The sequence below is a fragment of the Streptomyces sp. NBC_00878 genome, assembly GCF_026341515.1.
Lineage (GTDB): Bacteria > Actinomycetota > Actinomycetes > Streptomycetales > Streptomycetaceae > Streptomyces.
The window spans coordinates 448,016-464,447 of record NZ_JAPEOK010000001.1; the positions used below are offsets into that span (position 1 = coordinate 448,016).

Sequence of the window (16,432 nt, forward strand, 5' to 3'; positions counted from 1 at the left end):
CCTTCCCGGGCCGTGGCCGACGCCGTTGTCCGGGCGGGCCCGGTCGCGATGCTGCCACAGTCACCCGGCAAGGGCACCGGCACGAGCACGGGCAGGAGCACCGGCAACCGACCACCGGTGCCGACACCGGCACCGGCACCGGGAGGGCGCTCACGGGCAGAGGGGTCGCCCGTGAGTGCCCTCCCGGACAGCGGCCGCGGTCAGTCGCCGAACTCGGCGGTGAGGCGGGCCTTCGTGGTGTCGACCTGGTCGCGTACGGCGTCCACGACGTACGGCTTGAACGCGGGGGTGTCGAAGTGCCGCATCAGCCGGTCGAGCGTGGAGTTGGCCTCTTCGAGGTCGCCCTGGCGGGCGTAGGCGCGGGCGAGGCGGCGGGTGGCCAGGTTGAGCGTCAGGTTGTCGACGCCCTTGCCCTGTTCGGAGACCTTGACGACCTGGGCGAGCTGCTCGATGCCGGACTTGGGGTCCGGGGGCCGTACGGTCAGCTCGGTCTTGTCCGGGCTCAGGCTCTTGAATTCGTGCTCGAAGTTGAGCCCCTTGGCGAGGCGCGCGTACACCGCGAACGGGTGCGTGCCGTGCCGTTCGATGATCTCCTGGAGGGCGTCGTTGCCGGACCGCAGCGACGGTGAGTCGGAGCCGCGCAGGGCGAGGATCTTGCCCTGCTCCTCGCCCATCATCAGCTCGGCGAGCTGGGTGTCGCTCTGGCTGACGGGGTGCCTGACGTTGAGCCGCAGCACCGGCGAGACGATCCGGGAACCGTCCGACGCCAGATAGGCGGCGCGCAGCTGGTAGGTGCCCGGCTGCTGGAAGTAGTGCCCGTCGCGGCCGTAGCCGATGTAGGCGCTGCTGTAGATCGCGGGCCGGCCGGCGTCCAGGCGGACGGTCTGGTCCTGGTCGACACAGCGGCGCAGCAGCGGCCGGTAGAGCACGGTGCGGCCGGAGGGCTGGCGGATGGCGATGTTGACGAGTTCGTCGTCGGGGTGGAGGTGGTTGTGCGTGGAGCGCCCGCGCAGGTCGGTCGTCTCCAACTTCAGCTCCACGACGACGGGTTCGCCGAAGGAGAAGCCGTCCTTGTCGGCGCGCAGATCCAGCCGAAGTCCGGACTCGTCGGTGAGCGGCTCGTCGAAGAGTTCGGGTTCGATGTCGGCGGCGCCGGTGGCGAAGGCGTTGGCGCCCATGATGACGTTCCGGTAGAAGCCGTGCCGCAGATGGATCTGCTCGTTGTCGGTGAACTGGAAGGGGAAGGCTCCCCAGTAGGCTGCCGCTCCGCCGTTCCCGTTCAACGGCTGGTAGTTCTGCGGGTAGTTCATCCAGGACAGGTCGGCGAAGCCGTTGTTGCCGCCGAGCGGGGCCGGGGGTTGGGCCAGGTTCTTCTGCCAGGAGTGCAGCAGGTTGAAGGAGTGGCCGAGTTCGTGCACGTACGTGCGCAGCATGGCGCGTTGCGCTTCAGGGTCGGTGCCCTGGACGAGGTCGTAGAAGATCGCGCAGCCCTGTCGCTGGAAGGCGTCGGACGCGTCGAACATGATGCCGCGCACGCCCGCCGTGCCTTCGTAGCTGCTGGCGACCAGGAGCCACAGTTTCCATTGCGGGGCATTGCGCCACAGGCTGAAGTTGGTCTCCATCGCGGCGTGCAGTTCGGTGTTGGTCCAGCCGTTCTGGCTGTTCGCGATGGTGTTCGCGGTGCCGGAGACGAGCAGTTCGATACCGGCCTCGGCGTAGGCCCGGGGCACGGTGAGGACACGGGCCGGGCTGTTGGCGGGCTGCGGGAGTGATCCCGTGTCGTACGCGAGGAAGGGCACGGCCCCGGTCACGGAGTCCTGCTCCCACTCGACGGTGCGGAAGTACGGAGAGACGTACGGGCAGACGTAGGTGGCGCCCAACTGGCCCGGCGGGCGCAGGAATTCCACGGTCGCGGCGCCGGGCCGCTGGGTGATCCTGCTGCGCGGGATGGTGATCCGTACGATCACGTGGGCGGTCTTCCAGGTGTACTCGGCGACTCCCGTGACGACGACCCTGGTCGCGGTCCACGCCACGGTGGGCGCGTCCACGATGAAGGAGCCGAAGTAGGTCTTCGTACCGCCGGCCGTGCTGAAGAAGTCTCCGCTGGCCTTCCGCAGGACCTTCGGTCCGCCGGGCACGCTGTCGACGTCCACGCGGAGGTCGAGTTCGTAGCCGCCGCTGTTGCCGCGGTAACGGCCGCGGGTGGGGCGGTGGATGGGCGCGGGGGCGCCGGGCTCGACGTGCACCGCGGCTGCTGCCCCGACTGTCAGTTGTTCTGCTGTCCCGCTCACTTCGGTAGTGCTCTGACCCGAGATCGCGTCCTGGCCGTTGTCCCCCTCGTCGGGAACGGATGCGTCGGCCAAGGGCGCCGCCGAGAAGTCGGCCGTCCCCGTTGTCGGGTCTCCACTGGCTGTTGACATGGCGAAAAGTCCTCCGCTCGCCTGAGTTGCGCCGTTCAGTGGGTGGCGTCCGGTCGACGCCACCCCGGGTCCCGGCCGGCCGGGAGGACTGGTGCGTGCACGTTGGCACCGCGCTGTGACCGCGTCAACGATCCTTTCCGTTGTCCCGCAGAAATACGACGGAACTCGTGTGGCCTGCGCACCTGGTGCTGGCCGGATCCCGTCCGGCAGCCGGGGCGACGGCTTTACGTTGTGTCGTGAAACCGACGATGGCGCATGTTGAGGAGGCTGTTCCGTGACGCACGATTCGTCCGCACCGGCGGGCCCGTGGTCGAAGATCGACACATCGGTGCCGCATTCGGCCCGGATCTGGAACTACTGGCTGGGCGGGAAGGACAACTACCCCGTCGACCAGGAGGTGGGCGACGCGTTCCGTGAGTCCTTTCCGGGCATCGAGGAACTCGCGCGGGGCTCCCGGGCCTTCCTCGGCCGGGCCGTGCGCCACCTGGCGGACAAGGAAGGGGTCCGGCAGTTTCTGGACGTCGGTACCGGACTGCCCACCGTCGACAACACGCATCAGACGGCCCAGCGGGTGGCCCCCGAGGCACGGATCGTCTACGTCGACAACGACCCGCTGGTGCTGGCCCACGCCCGGGCGCTGCTGACCAGCACCCCGCAGGGGGTGACCGACTACATCGACGCGGACCTGCACGATCCCGACGCGATCCTGCGCCAGGCGGCCAGGACGCTGGACCTGACCCGGCCGGTGGCGCTCACCCTGATGCAGGTCAGCGGGCACATAGCCGACTACGACGAGGCACGGTCCATCGTGAACCGGCTGCTGGAGGCCCTGCCGTCCGGCAGCTTCCTGGCGTTCAACGACAGCGTGGACACCCACAAGGACAACGCGGAGGCCACCCGGCGCTACAACGAGAGCGGCGCCGCCCCGTACTTCCTCCGCAGCCCGGAACAACTGGCCGGTTTCTTCGAGGGTCTTGAGCTGCTGGAGCCCGGCGTGGTCCCGCTGGCGGAGTGGCGTCCCGACCCGGGCGCCCCCGCGATCCCGGTCGAGGTGATCGCCCTCGGCGGTGTCGGCCGCAAGCCCTGATATCCGGCCAATCCCCGTTACCCGTACGCCTGTTACCCGTACGCCCGCTACCTGTACCCATAGCGGCGCCCACGGCGGCTGCCGCAGCCGCGCCTGCGCCCGGATGTCGGGCGGGCCGGTCCGGAACCTCGTCGGGCGGGCCGGTCCGGAGCTCCCTCCATGGCTGAGTCTTTGCCGCGGCCAAAGGATCTCCTGACCGGCCCCAGCCGTACTCCCGGGCATCCGCACCCGCTCACCGCGGGGGCGACCACAGCGTTCCCGGAGCACTCCACTCCGGGGGCGGATGTCCTGGGCCAGGAGGAGCCATGCGTATGTCCCGGAACGCGGCGGGAACGGTCTTCGTCGTGAGCAGCCTGACGCTGACCCTCGCCGCGCTCGCCTATCCCGCGATGCTCGGGGTGCAGAACGCGTCGAGTTCCCCGTCACGCGTCATCGCCCACACGCCGACCGGCCCGCTCACGGAGGCGGACCGCGATTTCGTCGTCAAGGTGCGCTCCGCCGGGCTCTGGGAGTTCCCCTCCGGCGAGCTGGCCCTGACGAAGGGCACGACCCAGCCCGTCAGAACGGCGGGCGAGCATCTGATCTCGGGCCACGCCGCGCTCGACGCCGAGTGCCGGCTGATCGCTCCCCGGCTGGGGATCACCCTGCCCAACCAGGCGTCCCCGCAGCAGCAGGGTTTCGTGGCAACGCTGACCGCGGACCACGGCAAGCAGTTCGACACCGATCTCGCCAACATCCTGCGGGTGACCCACGGCCAGATCTTCCCGGCAGTCGCGAAGATCCGGGCCACGACCGAGAACTCCCTGGTCCGTGAACTGGCCGACCAGGCCAACGACACCGTTCTGGACCACATCTCCGTCCTGGAGAAGACCGGGCTGGTCGACTTCGACTCGGTCCTCTTCCAGGAGACGACCCCTCCGAAGCTGCCCGCCGGCGACGTCACTCCGCCCGCGCCCCCTCGGGGAGCGCCGGTCGTCGCTCTCACCCCGCCCGCGAACAGCTCCGCGACACCTACGCCCACCCCGTCACCGACGGTGGGGTAGGTCAGCGCACGGTCGTGCCGTACATCTCGCCGAGCGGATCCGCGAGCAGCTCGACGCGGGTGCCGTCGGGGTCACGGAAGTAGATCGAGGTACCGCTCTCCTCCTGGTAGTCCACCCCGGCCGCGTCGAGCCGGTCGCGCAGGCGGCGCCAGTTGTCGGGTTCGACGGAGATGGCCAGGTGGTGGAGGCCGCCGAGGACTTCCGCGTACGGGCCGAGGCCGAGGCCGGGGAAGTCGAAGAAGGCGAGCAGGTTCCCGTGCCCGATGTCGAAGAAGAAGTGGGTCGAGCCCTTGTAGTCGCGGTTCTCGAACATCTCCGTGAGCGGGAACTCCAGCAGTTCCTGGTAGAAGCGCACCGTCCGCTCGACATCGCCGGAGAGCAGTGCGACATGGTGCACGCCCCGGGCCGAACTGGGTCCCCTGTCCGGGGCCAGATAGGCGTCCCTGATCCGTGCCCTCTCGGTTTCGATCGCCGTCAGGTCCAAGGGGTTCTCCTCCTGGCTCGACACGTACGCGCACACTCCTCACACAATGGAAGGGGACGTCGGCCGCGACGACCGGGGCCGGCGCGTCACCGGCATCACCGAAACGGTTTGCCGTTCAACCACTGGTCACTCTAGGCATCCCCTCCGTCCGGTCAAGGCCGCGGAGCCGGAGGAACGGAGACGACATGACCACGATGTACGCCTGGGAGGTGGCCGAGCCGGGACCGATCGAGCAGGACCCGTTGCGGCGTGTCGAGAAGCCGGTCCCCGTGCCCGGGCCTGACGAACTTCTCGTCCGCGTCCGCGCCTGCGGCGTCTGCCGCACCGATCTGCACGTCAGCGAGGGTGACCTGCCGGTGCGCCGGCCGCGGGTGACACCCGGCCACGAGGTCGTCGGGCGGGTGGCGGCCAGGGGCGCCGCCGCGACCGGATTCGCCGTCGGCGACCGGGTCGGGGTGGCCTGGCTGAGCCGTACCGACGGCACCTGCGGGTACTGCGTGCGCGGGGCGGAGAACCTCTGCCCGGACTCGCGCTACACGGGCTGGGACACCGACGGCGGCTACGCCCAGTACACGACGGTGCCCGCCGCCTTCGCCCACCCGCTGCCCGGCGACCTCGACGACGTCGCCCTGGCTCCGCTGCTGTGCGCGGGCATCATCGGCTACCGCGCCCTGCGCCGCGCCGCGCTGCCTCCCGGCGGACGCCTCGGCCTGTACGGGTTCGGCGGCAGCGCCCACCTCTGCGCCCAGCTGGCCCTGGCCCAGGGCGCGACCGTCCACGTACTGACCCGGGACCCGGCCGCCCGACGCCTCGCCCTCGCTCTGGGAGCCGCCTCGGCGTCCGGGGCGTACGACGCGCCTCCGGAACCCCTGGACAGCGCCATCCTCTTCGCCCCGGTCGGCGATCTCGTACCGGTCGCGCTGCGCGCCCTGGACCGCGGTGGCGTGCTCTCGATCGCGGGCATCCACCTCAGCGAGATCCCGCCGCTCGCCTACGAGCGCGAGCTGTTCTACGAGAAGGAGGTGCGCAGTGTCACCTCCAACACCCGTAAGGACGCCCGCGACTTCCTGGCCCTCGCGGCCCGCCACGGTATCCGCGCGACCACCCACACCTACCCGATGTCCCAGGCCCCGCGGTCGCTCCGGGATCTCAAGGCGGGCCGCTTCGACGGGGCGGCCGTGCTGGTCGATGATGGCGGGTCGTGGGACTGACCCCGCCGGCGCCGCCCCCAGGACGAACGGACTCACACCATGGACCTGCTTCCCTTCAGCACCGCGTACGCGACGACCGTGGCGACCTGGCCGGTGTCCGCCGTGGAGGTCTCGATGTGGTGCGGGCGGGCGGAGTTCCCCATGGCCTGGCAGACCGTCGCGGACTGGCAGGGGGAGCCGGACGTGACGGCTCACCTGCTCATGGAGGGCGAACGGCCCGTCGCGTACGGGGAGTTGTGGTTCGACGCCGAGGAGGACGAGGTGGAGCTGGCCCGGATCATCGTGGCGCCCGAGGTGCGCGGGCGTGGCCTCGGACGTGTGCTGGTCCGGGGGCTCCTCGGCGAGGCCGACCGCTCCGGGCACTCGGACGTGTTCATGCGGGTGCACCCGGACAACGACGCGGCCCTGCGCTGCTATCGGGGCGCCGGGTTCGTCCCCGTCGGCCCGGAGCTGGCCGAGGCCTGGAACGCCGTACAGCCCGTCGACTACGTCTGGCTACGGCACCAGTGACACCCGGATGCCGATCGTCCCCTTCTTCCCGCGGCGCAGTCGGCTGCCGAGCAGGGTGAGCCGGCCGAGGATGCCGTATTTGCGGACGATGAGCCCGCGATAGTGCTCGGTGACGTCCTGGTCGCAGACCTCGGCGGTGGCGGGGATCTGTTCGCCGGTCGGCTTGCCGCGGACGTCGCAGGGGCCGACGAGAACGTCGGCGCGGTTGCGGATCCGCTTCACCTTCCAGGAGTCCGTGGGCGTCCACACTCCTAGCGTGTCGCCGTCGCGGACCACCCACACCGGGGTCGCGACCGGCGTGCCGTTCTTCCGGTAGCTGGTGACCAGCAGGTACGAGCCGGCACCGAGCCGCTCCAGGGTTGTCTTGTCCACGCGGTGAGTCTAGGCGCGGGCGGGCCCGGCGGGGCCCTGGGCCGGACGAGCGCTCCCTGACGGCTCGTCAGCGATGCGCCGGGCTTTCGGGCACGGGATGTGAGAGGGAGTCGGAGAGGAGTCGATTCGTACGACAATCAATCAGTCCGCCCGGAGGACCTCGCATGTCTGTCTCGCCACTCCCCCGCACCGGCCGCACCGCCCGAGTCACGCGCGCCACCCGCGTCGTCCGCGCTCGTACCGCCCGCTCCCGCACAGGAGCCGTCGGCCTCACGGCGCTCGCCCTCGCCGGAACCGCCCTCCTCGGCGCCCCGGCCGCCCTCGCCGCCCCCGGTGACAACGGCGACGTCAGGATCCACGCGGACACGACGGCCGCCACCGACCAGCGCGACAACCCGAAGGTCTGCCAGTTCTATCTCGCGGCCTTCGACTTCGACCGAGGTCGGGGGGTCACCTGGATCATCGAGCCCGAGCCGGCGAACCGGGGCAGCGCCACGCTCACCGGCACCCTGGCGCTGCCCACCGGTACCGGCCGGACGAGCGGTCTGCTGGCCCTGCCCGACGGTCAGTACAAGCTCACCTGGCAGATCACGGATACCAACGGCACGGGAAACAAGGTGTTCGAGGTCGACTGCAAAAAGACCTCGCCCGCGGGCGGACCCGAGGGCGTGGCACCCGGCGGTCCCGACGGCGGCGTGCCCGCGGGCGGCGGAGGTCTCACCGAGTCGCCGAGCGTGTCGGCGGTCAGCGCCGCGGCGGCGGTCGGCCTGGTCGGTGTGTCGGGCTTCGTCTACGTCCGGATGCTGCGCCGCCGGCCCGATGGCCGCGCGCCTACCGTCTGACGAGGACGGTCGCGCTGGCCCTCTTCCTGGTGATGGGCGGCATCTGGTGGGCCGAGGACGACGGCCGCCCCGCGGGTCCGGCCGCCGGGCCCGGGGACACCGAGGCATCCTCGGGGCCCTCCGCCGCCGTGCCACCGGAGCCCCGGCGCGGCCACGTCGCCGTGCCGCCTGCCGCCCACCGCCCGAGCCCGGCGCCCCAACCGCTCCCGCGGTCCAGGGCGACGGTCCTGAGCATCCCGTACCTCGGTCTGGAGGCCCCGGTCGTCGGACTGCGCCTGGACCGGAAACGGCGGCTCACCACTCCGCCGGTGGACAGCCCCGAACTGGCCGGCTGGTACGAGGACGGCCCCTCGCCCGGAGAGCCGGGCACCGCCGTGGTGGTCGGCCTCCGGGACACCGCCACCGTGCCCGCCGTCTTCGCCGGCCTGAACGGACTGACGCCCGGCCGGCTCGTCGAGGCGCGCCGCGCCGACGGCCGCACCGCCGTCTACACGGTGGATGCAGTGCGCACGTACGACAAGGAGCGCTTCCCCAGTCAGGAGGTGTACGACGCCGGAGGGCGTCCCGAGCTGCGGCTGATCACCTGCGCGGGGCGTACGACCGGGGGACCGGGGGACCGGCTGCCGGAGCAACCTCGTCGTCTTCGCGCATCTGGCACGGACGCGGGGGCCCGCGCGCCCCGGCCGGTGACCGTACCGACTCGGACGTTCCACGAACACAGCCTCCGCGCACATCACTTCTGGCCCTCCGCCCCCACGGTCCGATCCCCCGTGTCAGACTCCGACGATGAGCTCGGAGACGATCAACGCGGCGGCAGCGGGGACTTGGCGGCTCGGCGACCTCACGGTCAACCGGCTCGGTTTCGGGACCATGCGGCTGACCGGAAGCGGCGCTTTCGACCAGGGCACCCCGAGCGACCGTGAACGGTCACTCGGCGTGCTCCGGCGCGCTCTGGAACTGGGTGTCAACCACATCGACACCGCCGCCTTCTACTTCTCGTCCCTGCGCTCGGCCAACGAGCTGGTCAACTCGGCGCTGGCCCCGTATCCGGACGACCTGGTCATCGTCACCAAGGTCGGTCCCGGGCGCGATCCGTCGGGCGCGTGGCTGCCCTGGGCCAGGCCCGAGCAGCTGCGCGGACAGGTGGAGGAGAACCTGCGCCAGCTCGGCCGCGACCACCTCGACGTGGTCAACCTGCGGACGCACGGGCGCCATTCGATCGCCGAGCACTTCGGCGCACTGGCCGCACTGCGCGAGGCCGGGCTCGTCCGCCACCTCGGGGTGTCCGATGTCGACCCCGAGCAGCTCGCCGAGGCACAGGCCATCGCGCCGGTGGTCTGCGTCCAGAACCGGTACGCCCTCGACACGCGTACCGAGAGCGACGAGGTCCTGCGGATCTGCGGTGAACAGGGCATCGCCTTCGTGCCGTTCTTCGCGATAGTGGGCTCAGGCGGCAGCAAGGGCGCCTCCGGCGCCCAGGACGCCGAGGTTCTCGCCGTGGCACGGGCCCACGGCGTGACCCCCGCGCAGATCCGGCTGGCCTGGACACTGCACCGCGGTGCGCACGTCCTGGCCATCCCGGGCACCGGCGATCCGGACCATCTCGTGCAGAACGTGGCCGCGGGCGCGATCCGTCTGTCGGACGACGAACTCGCCCGGCTCGTCTGAGAGCTGGGGATCTCTTCGCGATGGGTGACAGCACTCTGTGGGTGGCCGCGCTGACGGCCGGGACCGCCGTGCTCGCGAGCTGGGTGACCAGCCGCGGCACCTACCGGGCCGCCCGCATCCAGGCGGACGCGGCCGCCGCGTCCGTACAGGCGGACCGGCTCCGGGCGGCCCGGCGGGCGGCGTACGTCGACGTCATCGAGCAGGCCCAGCGCATGGGCGACCTCTACTGGAAGGTGTCCGACGCCGGTCAGCTCAGCGACCCGGACGAGCGGCTCGCCGCGCTCAAGGACCTGCGGGTACGGCTCCGTGGCGAGTACGCCGTGCTGCGTCAACGGGTCTGGGTGGCCGACCTGGAGGGCCCCTCCGCGGTCGCCTCGGCCGCGGACCGGGTCCGCCGCGCGACGAGCGACAACTGGCGGGCGCTCGGCGCGATGATCGCGGGCGAGGAGGACGCGGGCCGACGGTTCAACGACTGCTACGCCCCGTTCTGGGAGTCGGTCGTGAACTTCGTCGACATCGCCCGCACGGCCCTGCACGAGACACGTACGTCTACCCCTTGAGGGATCCCAGCCAGGTGGTCAGCAGCCGGTTGACCTCGTCGGGGCGTTCCTGCTGCACCCAGTGGCCGCAGCCCTCGACGAGGTGCGAGGAGACCAGGCCGGGGAGTGTGGTGGGGAACGCGTCGATGGCGTCCGCCAACCAGGCGATGGAGGCGTCGAGTTCGCCCGCGACGAACAGCGACGGCTGGGTGATCGGGGCGCCTTCCCACTTGGCGAGGTACTCCCAGTCCTGGTCCATGCTGCGGTAGCGGTTGAGCGCGCCCGTGAGTCCGGTGCGCTCGAACTCGCCGACGCAGAAGTCGAGTTCCTCGTCCGAGAGCCAGGACGGCCGGTCCCGCACGAACCGGTCGGAGAGCTTTCCGCCCGGCGGGACGAAGAAGACACCGGCGTCTTTCGACTCCGGCATGGTGTCGGCCGACAGCGTGGCGTAGAAGCCCGTCAGCCAGCCCCGTACGTCCCGCTCGATCTCCGCCTCCGCCCGGCCCGGCTCCTGGAAGTAGCGGACGTAGAACTCCTCGTCCCCGCCGATCATGGCGAAGGCGTCGGTCGGCCGGATGCCGCCCCGCGGCGCGTACGGCACGCCGAGCAGCCCCACCGCGGAGAAGACATCGGGCCGGAGCAGCGCGGAGTCGGCGGCGATGGTCGAGCCCCAGTCGTGGCCGACGATGACGGCGGTCTCCTCGCCGAGGGCACGGACCACCGCCACGTTGTCCTCGACATGGGTCCCGATGCGGTACGCCTCCACCGCGTGAGGCGCGGAGGAGCGCCCGTAGCCGCGTACGTCGATGGCCACCGCGCGGTAGCCCGCCGCGGCGAGCGCGGGGAGCTGGTGGCGCCACGAGTACCAGAGCTCGGGAAAGCCGTGCACCAGCAGGACCAGGGGGCCGGTGCCCTGCTCCACCAGGTGGATACGGCCATCGGGGACGTCCACCACTCGGTGCTGGGCGTCGCCCGGTGTGAAGGGGTTGGCGGCCTGCGGCATGCTTCCTCCTCGGTTGGGTTCCACTGCTGCCGATCTTCGCGCCGCGTACCCCGGAGGGACGAAGGACATTGCTGTTTCGGCAACAGCGCTCCGGCACTCTCCCTCGGCGTGGTCGGGGGCGGCAGGGATTGCAAGGGACTACAGGCGGGTTCTGGCCGACTCCGAACACTCGGACTGACCGCTGAACCATCCCGCGCGACGGCACGTACTGGAGGAGGGCGTTCACCTCACGGGGAATGCCCACAGCATTGACGCTGTGTCAGGACAGTCGCACGGGAGCCGTGGATGAGGCATGCACGACGGAACGTTCAGCGGATCGCACGGTTCGCCGCCATCGGCGGACTGGTGAGCGGAGGGCTGATGGTCTCGCATGCCGTGGCCAGCGAGACGTCGGACGAGTCCCAGGCTCCGAACGCCGAGACCCGGGCCGCCCGGACCGGCCAGGAACTGGTCTCCGACCTGGGTACGTCGCGTACGGCCGGCAGCTGGATCGACGCGAAGGGGCGCCCGGTCGTCGCGGTGACCGACGAGAAGGCGGCGACCGCCGTACGTGACGCGGGCGCCGTCGCCAAGGTCGTCCCCTACGCCATGAACGATCTCCGCTCCACCACCGCGGCCCTCAAGGACGCTCCCCGGGTGGCCGGTACGTCGTGGTCGATGGACTACGCGTCCAACCAGGTGGTGGTCCGCGCCGACACCACGGTCTCCGCCGCCGAGTGGGACCGGATCGCCAAGGTCGCCGAGAGCCTCGGCAAGACCGTCCGCATGGAGCGCACGGAGGGCACGTTCACCCCGCGGCTGAACGGCGCGGCCCCGCTCTTCGGGGGCAGCGGACGCTGTTCGGCGGGGTTCAACGTGACCAACGGCCAGGCCAACTTCATTCTCACGGCCGGCCACTGCGGCCCGGTGGGCACGACGTGGTTCGCGGACCAGCAGGGCAGCGAGCAGGTCGGAGCGACCGTGACCGGCTCGTTCCCCGGCGGCGACTTCTCGCTCGTCCAGTACGGCCCCGGCACCGTGCTGAGCGGCGCCGACATCGTGGCCGTGGGCAACGGCCAGGGCATACGGATCGTCGGCGCGGCCGACCCCGCCGTAGGACAGAAGGTGTTCCGCAGCGGCAGCACGACCGGGCTCCAGTCCGGCGAGGTGACGGGACTGAACGCCACGGTGAACTACCCGCAGGGCACGGTCACCGGGCTCATCGAGACCACGGTGTGCGCCGAGCCGGGCGACAGCGGCGGCCCGATGTTCGCCGACGGGCTGGCCCTGGGCGTCACCTCGGGCGGCAACGGGGACTGCCAGAAGGGCGGTACAACGTTCTTCCAGCCGGTCACCAAGGCACTGGACTCGCTCGGTGTGACGCTGGCCAGCGACCCCGCGGGCAACCAGGCGACACCCTCCGCCGGGAACACGGGCAGCGCCAACAGCGGTTCGGGCGCGGCGGTCCCGCCGGGCACGTCCTCGGCCGCCCCCGGCGCGGTCCTGCCCGGGGCGGGGGGCTCGGGGTCCGGGGGGCAGACCGACAGCGTGGCCTCGGCGCTGGAGCGGGTCGCGGACTTCAAGAGTCTCGGTCCCGGGCTGTTCGTCATCGCGGGCAGTCTGGTCGCGCTGGTGGCCCTCCGCATCCGCTCGGAGCGAGGGCGCAGGCGCTACCGCAACGAGTATTCGCAGAGCTGGGGCTGACGACGCCGACGGCGGCGGCGCGACCGGGCCGGAGGCCGAGTGCGCTCTCACCCGTCGCGGCCAGGCAGTGCCCTAGCCACTGAGGCCAGGCAGCGGCCCGGCAGCGGTCGCTTTCCGCTGACGGGCCGTCCCGACTCCCGGCCCCCGGGAAGCGCGGACGGTTTGCTGGGGGAAGGACTACCGGGGGACGGTTTACTGGGGGAATGACGCGCCCCAGTCACAGCCCCGGCCGAGCCCCCACCGACGCCGACGCCGCCACCACTCCCGCCGGCGCCGCCGCTTCGGCTCTCGCTTCCGCTTCCGCCGAAGACCGTGCCCCCGTCATCGTCGGCACCCCCGGCTCCTTCGCGCGGAGCGTGCTGGACGAGCGGCACCCGGCCCTCATCGAGCGCGTACGGCGGGCCACTCCGTATCCGCCCGAGCAGCAGCGCGCGCTGGACGCCCTCCTGGAGGAGATCAGCGAGGGGGTCATCGAGCCGCTCGACGAGGACGAGCCCGGCTCCGAGCGGTGGCGGGACGAGCCCTACTACGGGCAGCGCTGGCCGGACGTGCCGTTCCTGTGGGCGGAGAGTTTCTTCTACCGCAGGCTCCTCGCCGCCCTGCGCCACTTCACGCCGGGCCCCTGGCAGGGCATCGACCCCTTCGCCCCCTTCAAGAACGCCGAACTCACGAGCTCCAAGGTCGACGACGAACTGGCCGCGCTCGACCGCCTGCCCGGACTCCCGGCGGACGAACAGGACCGCACCCTGCTGCTCTCCTCCCTCTGGGGCAACCGGGCCGATCTCGGCTTCCAACTGTCCGCGGGCGCCGAGGGGTTGGGCGAGCGGGTGACGGGCCTCGTCGTCGACGACTCCCCCGCGATCCTGGAGACCCTCGAAGCCGGCGAGCCCGGAAAGGTCTGTCTGGTCGCCGACAACGCCGGTCCCGAGCTGCTTCCCGATCTCGTCCTCGTCGACCACCTCCTGGCCACGCGGCGGGCGGCCACCGTCGTACTGCATCTCAAGCCGTACCCGTACTACGTCTCCGACGCCACCACCACCGACGCTCTCGCCTGCCTCGACCGGATGAGCGGGGCGTCCGGACACGCGGCGGAGATCGGCGAGCGGCTGCGGCAGGCGGTCCGCGACGGCAGCCTCATCCTGCGCACCCACCCGTTCTCCTGCGCACCGCATCCCTATGAGCGGATGCCGGCCGACCTCCGGGAGGACTTCGCGTCCGCCGCGCTCACCGTCATGAAGGGCGACCTCAACTACCGCCGTCTGGTGGGCGACCGCCACTGGCCGGCCACGACACCGTTCGCCGAGGCCACGGCGTACTTCCCGGGCCCGGTGGCGGCGCTGCGGACGCTCAAGTCGGACGTCGTGACCGGACTCGCGCCCCGGACGCTGAAGGAGCTGGACGCGGGCGAGGAGGCCTGGCGCACGAGCGGGACGCACGCCCTGATCCAGTTCGGGCCTTGAGCGTTCCGGTTGCGGCGGGCAGCCCTTTCCAGCCGTACGCCGGGCCGTTCTACGGGTGACTCCCTGTGCTCCTGGCGCCCAGGCCCTCGGGATCCGGGCGCCTGTCCCCCGCCGAGACGGGCAGTCTGGTGCCCAGGAGGGCGCCGAGCGCGGCGACGGCGGCGAGGACGGCCAGCGCGGTTCCTCGCGCGAAGACGCCGGCCGGTGCGAGCGTCGTGGCCACGGCCACCCCGAGGGTCGGGCCGACGTTCATCGCGGTCTGCTGGAGTCCGCCGGAGACTCCCGCCGACCGTACGGACGCCTCCCGTACGACGACCGCCGTCGCCGTGACCATCACCGGGACGAAGCCGGCGCCCAGCAGCAGGAAGCAGCCGCCGATCGCCACGGAGCCCGATGTCTCGTCGAGGCGGGACATCAGCAGGGTGGCCAGGGCCACAAGTGCCATGCCCGCCACAGTCGTTCGGCGCGGGCCGTAACGGCGGAGCAGCACGGCCGAGACCGGTGCGCCGATCACCATGGCCGCCGCGAGCGGCAGCGCGTGCAGGCTGCTGCGAAGGGGGTCCAGGCCGAGCACCTCCTGGAGGTAGTAGGTGCCGAGGAACAGCGCGCCGCACAGCACCGCCGACACGGTGAGCAGCACACCGAGTGCCGAAGTGACCGTGGTCGAGCGGAACACGTCGGGTGGCACCAATGGCTCTGCCGTACGCCGCTCATGGCGGACGAAGGCGACACCCGCGGCCGCCGTGCAGAGGAGTCCGAGCGCGGTCGCGGCCGTCCAGCCGGTTTCCGGCAGACCGACGAGGGTGTGGACCAGACACACCAGTGTCACGCCCAGGAGACCCGCGCCGGGCAGGTCGAGGTGGACGTCCGAGGTCACCGCCGGTGCCCGCGCCACCAGCGCGAGCACGCCCGCCCCGAGCGCCGGGACCACGCTCAGGAAGAAGACCGACCGCCAGCCGAAGTGAGCGACCAACGCCCCGCCGAGCAGCGGGCCGAGCGCGGCGGCGGCCCCGATGGCACTCGTACGCAGGGCTATCGGCATACCGAGGCGGTCGGACGGATAGGCGGCGCGCAGCATTCCCAGCGTCGCCGGTTGCAGCAGGGCGCCGAAAACCCCCTGGCCGACGCGCAGGCCGATGACCCAGCCCACGCCCGGTGCCAGGCCGATCGCCGCCGAGGTGACGGCGAAGCCCAGGACCCCCAGGGCGAAGATCCGCCGGTGGCCGTAGCGGTCGCCGAGGCGTCCGGCGAAGACGAGCAGGCTCGCGACGGCGATGAGATAGCCGGTACTGGTCCACTGGACCTGGACGAACGAGGCATCGAGGTCGCGTTGCAGGCTGGGCTGCGCGACGGTCAGCACGGTCCCGTCGAGGGCGACCAGCGCGGCCCCGGTGATGCCGGCGGTGAGCGCGAGGCGCTGGTGGCTCGTCGGGTTCACCGCGACTCCGGCCCGAGGTGGGCGTCCAGGGCGGCTCGTACGAGGGGTTCGACGCCGTCGGCCCCTGTGGCGAGCTGGAGGCTGCCCCAGCCCCACAGTTGGGCGATGCCGTGCAGGTTCGCCCAGAGAGCGCCCGCGACGTCGGGTGCCCGGACGTCGGGGCGTACGCGACTCACCAGGTCCACAAGGGAGTTGAACAGCGGCAGACTGGTCTCGCGCAGGCCAAGGCTGTTGCTCTCCAGCAGATCGTGACGGAACATCAGCTCGTACATCCCGCGGTGGGACAGCGCGAAGTCGACGTAGATCCGGGCCAGCGCGGCGAGTTGGGCACGCGGGTTCTCCTCACCGCCGCTCGGCTCGTTGTCGCTGCCCGGTTCCTTGCCGTCCCGCAGTTGCTCGGCGACCTCGGCCCCCAGTTCGGCGAAACCCTCTCGCGCGATCGCGGAGAGCAGCTCCAGGTGGGTCGGGAAGTAGCGACGCGGGGCGCCGTGCGAGACACCCGCCCTGCGGGCGATCTCCCGCAGAGACAGGGCCTGCGCCCCTTCCTGGGTCACCAGATCCACACCCACGGCCACCAGACGGGCGCGAAGTCCCGCTTCCCGTTCGCTCATAGACACTGTCTACCAGCCGCGAGTAGACAGTGTCTACCGGGGAGGTGGGGGCGCCTCCCCC

At 71.5% G+C, this 16,432-nt stretch carries 15 protein-coding genes and 1 pseudogene; 10 read left to right on the top strand and 6 right to left on the bottom strand.

What is annotated here, in order from left to right; genetic code table 11:
* Window positions 1–200: 200 nt before the first annotated feature.
* Entirely contained in the window at window positions 201–2,420 is a 2,220-nt protein-coding gene (locus tag OHA11_RS01705; RefSeq protein ID WP_266491258.1) for a hypothetical protein, read from the bottom strand.
* 274 nt (window positions 2,421–2,694) lie between these two features.
* Here OHA11_RS01705 and OHA11_RS01710 point away from each other — a divergent pair, with 274 nt between their 5' ends.
* Both OHA11_RS01710 and OHA11_RS01715 read left to right on the top strand, forming a co-directional pair.
* On the top strand, window positions 2,695–3,507 hold the full coding sequence (locus tag OHA11_RS01710; RefSeq protein WP_266491260.1) for an SAM-dependent methyltransferase: 813 nt from the start codon (window positions 2,695–2,697) through the stop codon (window positions 3,505–3,507).
* Between the two features lie 305 nt (window positions 3,508–3,812).
* Window positions 3,813–4,550 carry a DUF4142 domain-containing protein gene (locus tag OHA11_RS01715; RefSeq protein WP_266491263.1) on the top strand — a complete coding sequence of 246 codons (738 nt, stop codon included), beginning with the start codon at window positions 3,813–3,815 and terminating at the stop codon, window positions 4,548–4,550.
* A gap of 1 nt (window position 4,551) precedes the next feature.
* Here OHA11_RS01715 and OHA11_RS01720 read toward each other — a convergent pair whose 3' ends face one another.
* Entirely contained in the window at window positions 4,552–5,058 is a 507-nt protein-coding gene (locus OHA11_RS01720; protein WP_266491265.1) for a VOC family protein, read from the bottom strand.
* Between the two features lie 170 nt (window positions 5,059–5,228).
* On the opposite strand from OHA11_RS01720, the gene OHA11_RS01725 reads away from it, so the two are divergent.
* Together OHA11_RS01725 and OHA11_RS01730 are read left to right on the top strand one after the other, a co-directional pair.
* Window positions 5,229–6,245, top strand: coding sequence for a zinc-binding alcohol dehydrogenase family protein (locus OHA11_RS01725; RefSeq protein WP_266506872.1), 1,017 nt, complete (start codon window positions 5,229–5,231; stop codon window positions 6,243–6,245).
* Between the two features lie 39 nt (window positions 6,246–6,284).
* Window positions 6,285–6,755 carry an N-acetyltransferase gene (locus OHA11_RS01730; protein WP_266491267.1) on the top strand — a complete coding sequence of 157 codons (471 nt, stop codon included), beginning with the start codon at window positions 6,285–6,287 and terminating at the stop codon, window positions 6,753–6,755.
* On the opposite strand, the gene OHA11_RS01735 is transcribed toward OHA11_RS01730, so the two are convergent.
* Window positions 6,741–7,127 carry a PPOX class F420-dependent oxidoreductase gene (locus OHA11_RS01735; RefSeq protein ID WP_266491269.1) on the bottom strand — a complete coding sequence of 129 codons (387 nt, stop codon included), beginning with the start codon at window positions 7,125–7,127 and terminating at the stop codon, window positions 6,741–6,743. The two genes, OHA11_RS01730 and OHA11_RS01735, sit on opposite strands and share 15 nt — an antisense overlap.
* 164 nt (window positions 7,128–7,291) lie before the next feature.
* Here OHA11_RS01735 and OHA11_RS01740 point away from each other — a divergent pair, with 164 nt between their 5' ends.
* From OHA11_RS01740 to OHA11_RS01755, 4 genes and pseudogenes are all read left to right on the top strand, one after another.
* The gene (locus tag OHA11_RS01740; protein ID WP_266491271.1) at window positions 7,292–7,969 is read left to right on the top strand and encodes a hypothetical protein; all 678 of its coding nucleotides are present in this window, start codon (window positions 7,292–7,294) and stop codon (window positions 7,967–7,969) included.
* 32 nt (window positions 7,970–8,001) lie between these two features.
* A pseudogene (locus tag OHA11_RS01745) lies at window positions 8,002–8,505 on the top strand (sortase); the annotation flags it as partial.
* Window positions 8,506–8,755: 250 nt separating this feature from the next.
* Entirely contained in the window at window positions 8,756–9,637 is an 882-nt protein-coding gene (locus OHA11_RS01750) for an oxidoreductase (RefSeq protein WP_266491272.1), read from the top strand.
* Window positions 9,638–9,657: 20 nt separating this feature from the next.
* A complete protein-coding gene (locus OHA11_RS01755) occupies window positions 9,658–10,197 on the top strand; it encodes a hypothetical protein (protein WP_266491275.1) in 540 nt (179 codons plus the stop codon).
* Here OHA11_RS01755 and OHA11_RS01760 read toward each other — a convergent pair.
* Complete coding sequence (locus tag OHA11_RS01760; protein WP_266491277.1) at window positions 10,187–11,179, bottom strand: alpha/beta fold hydrolase; 993 nt, start codon at window positions 11,177–11,179, stop codon at window positions 10,187–10,189. The genes OHA11_RS01755 and OHA11_RS01760 overlap by 11 nt on opposite strands.
* Window positions 11,180–11,464: 285 nt before the next feature.
* On the opposite strand from OHA11_RS01760, the gene OHA11_RS01765 reads away from it, so the two are divergent.
* Together OHA11_RS01765 and OHA11_RS01770 are read left to right on the top strand one after the other, a co-directional pair.
* On the top strand, window positions 11,465–12,862 hold the full coding sequence (locus tag OHA11_RS01765) for a S1 family peptidase (protein WP_266491278.1): 1,398 nt from the start codon (window positions 11,465–11,467) through the stop codon (window positions 12,860–12,862).
* A 203-nt stretch (window positions 12,863–13,065) separates the two neighbouring features.
* The gene (locus tag OHA11_RS01770; RefSeq protein WP_266491280.1) at window positions 13,066–14,322 is read left to right on the top strand and encodes a damage-control phosphatase ARMT1 family protein; all 1,257 of its coding nucleotides are present in this window, start codon (window positions 13,066–13,068) and stop codon (window positions 14,320–14,322) included.
* A gap of 49 nt (window positions 14,323–14,371) precedes the next feature.
* On the opposite strand, the gene OHA11_RS01775 is transcribed toward OHA11_RS01770, so the two are convergent.
* Window positions 14,372–15,760 (bottom strand): MFS transporter, encoded by a 1,389-nt coding sequence (locus OHA11_RS01775; RefSeq protein WP_266491281.1) that lies wholly within the window; start codon window positions 15,758–15,760, stop codon window positions 14,372–14,374.
* Window positions 15,757–16,371 (bottom strand): TetR/AcrR family transcriptional regulator, encoded by a 615-nt coding sequence (locus OHA11_RS01780; RefSeq protein ID WP_266491283.1) that lies wholly within the window; start codon window positions 16,369–16,371, stop codon window positions 15,757–15,759. Before OHA11_RS01780 ends, OHA11_RS01775 begins: the two co-directional genes overlap by 4 nt.
* Between the last annotated feature and the right edge of the window lie 61 nt (window positions 16,372–16,432).

Bases quoted from the DNA above. Each gene is read 5' to 3' on its own strand.
- OHA11_RS01750 (WP_266491272.1), top strand. From the start codon at position 8,756: ATGAGCTCGGAGACGATCAACGCGGCGGCAGCGGGGACTTGGCGGCTC.
- OHA11_RS01740 (WP_266491271.1), top strand. From the start codon at position 7,292: ATGTCTGTCTCGCCACTCCCCCGCACCGGCCGCACCGCCCGAGTCACG.
- OHA11_RS01725 (WP_266506872.1), top strand. From the start codon at position 5,229: ATGTACGCCTGGGAGGTGGCCGAGCCGGGACCGATCGAGCAGGACCCG.
- OHA11_RS01730 (WP_266491267.1), top strand. From the start codon at position 6,285: ATGGACCTGCTTCCCTTCAGCACCGCGTACGCGACGACCGTGGCGACC.
- OHA11_RS01705 (WP_266491258.1), bottom strand. From the start codon at position 2,420: ATGTCAACAGCCAGTGGAGACCCGACAACGGGGACGGCCGACTTCTCG.
- OHA11_RS01765 (WP_266491278.1), top strand. From the start codon at position 11,465: ATGAGGCATGCACGACGGAACGTTCAGCGGATCGCACGGTTCGCCGCC.
- OHA11_RS01770 (WP_266491280.1), top strand. From the start codon at position 13,066: ATGACGCGCCCCAGTCACAGCCCCGGCCGAGCCCCCACCGACGCCGAC.
- OHA11_RS01715 (WP_266491263.1), top strand. From the start codon at position 3,813: ATGCGTATGTCCCGGAACGCGGCGGGAACGGTCTTCGTCGTGAGCAGC.
- OHA11_RS01760 (WP_266491277.1), bottom strand. From the start codon at position 11,179: ATGCCGCAGGCCGCCAACCCCTTCACACCGGGCGACGCCCAGCACCGA.
- OHA11_RS01755 (WP_266491275.1), top strand. From the start codon at position 9,658: ATGGGTGACAGCACTCTGTGGGTGGCCGCGCTGACGGCCGGGACCGCC.
- OHA11_RS01780 (WP_266491283.1), bottom strand. From the start codon at position 16,371: ATGAGCGAACGGGAAGCGGGACTTCGCGCCCGTCTGGTGGCCGTGGGT.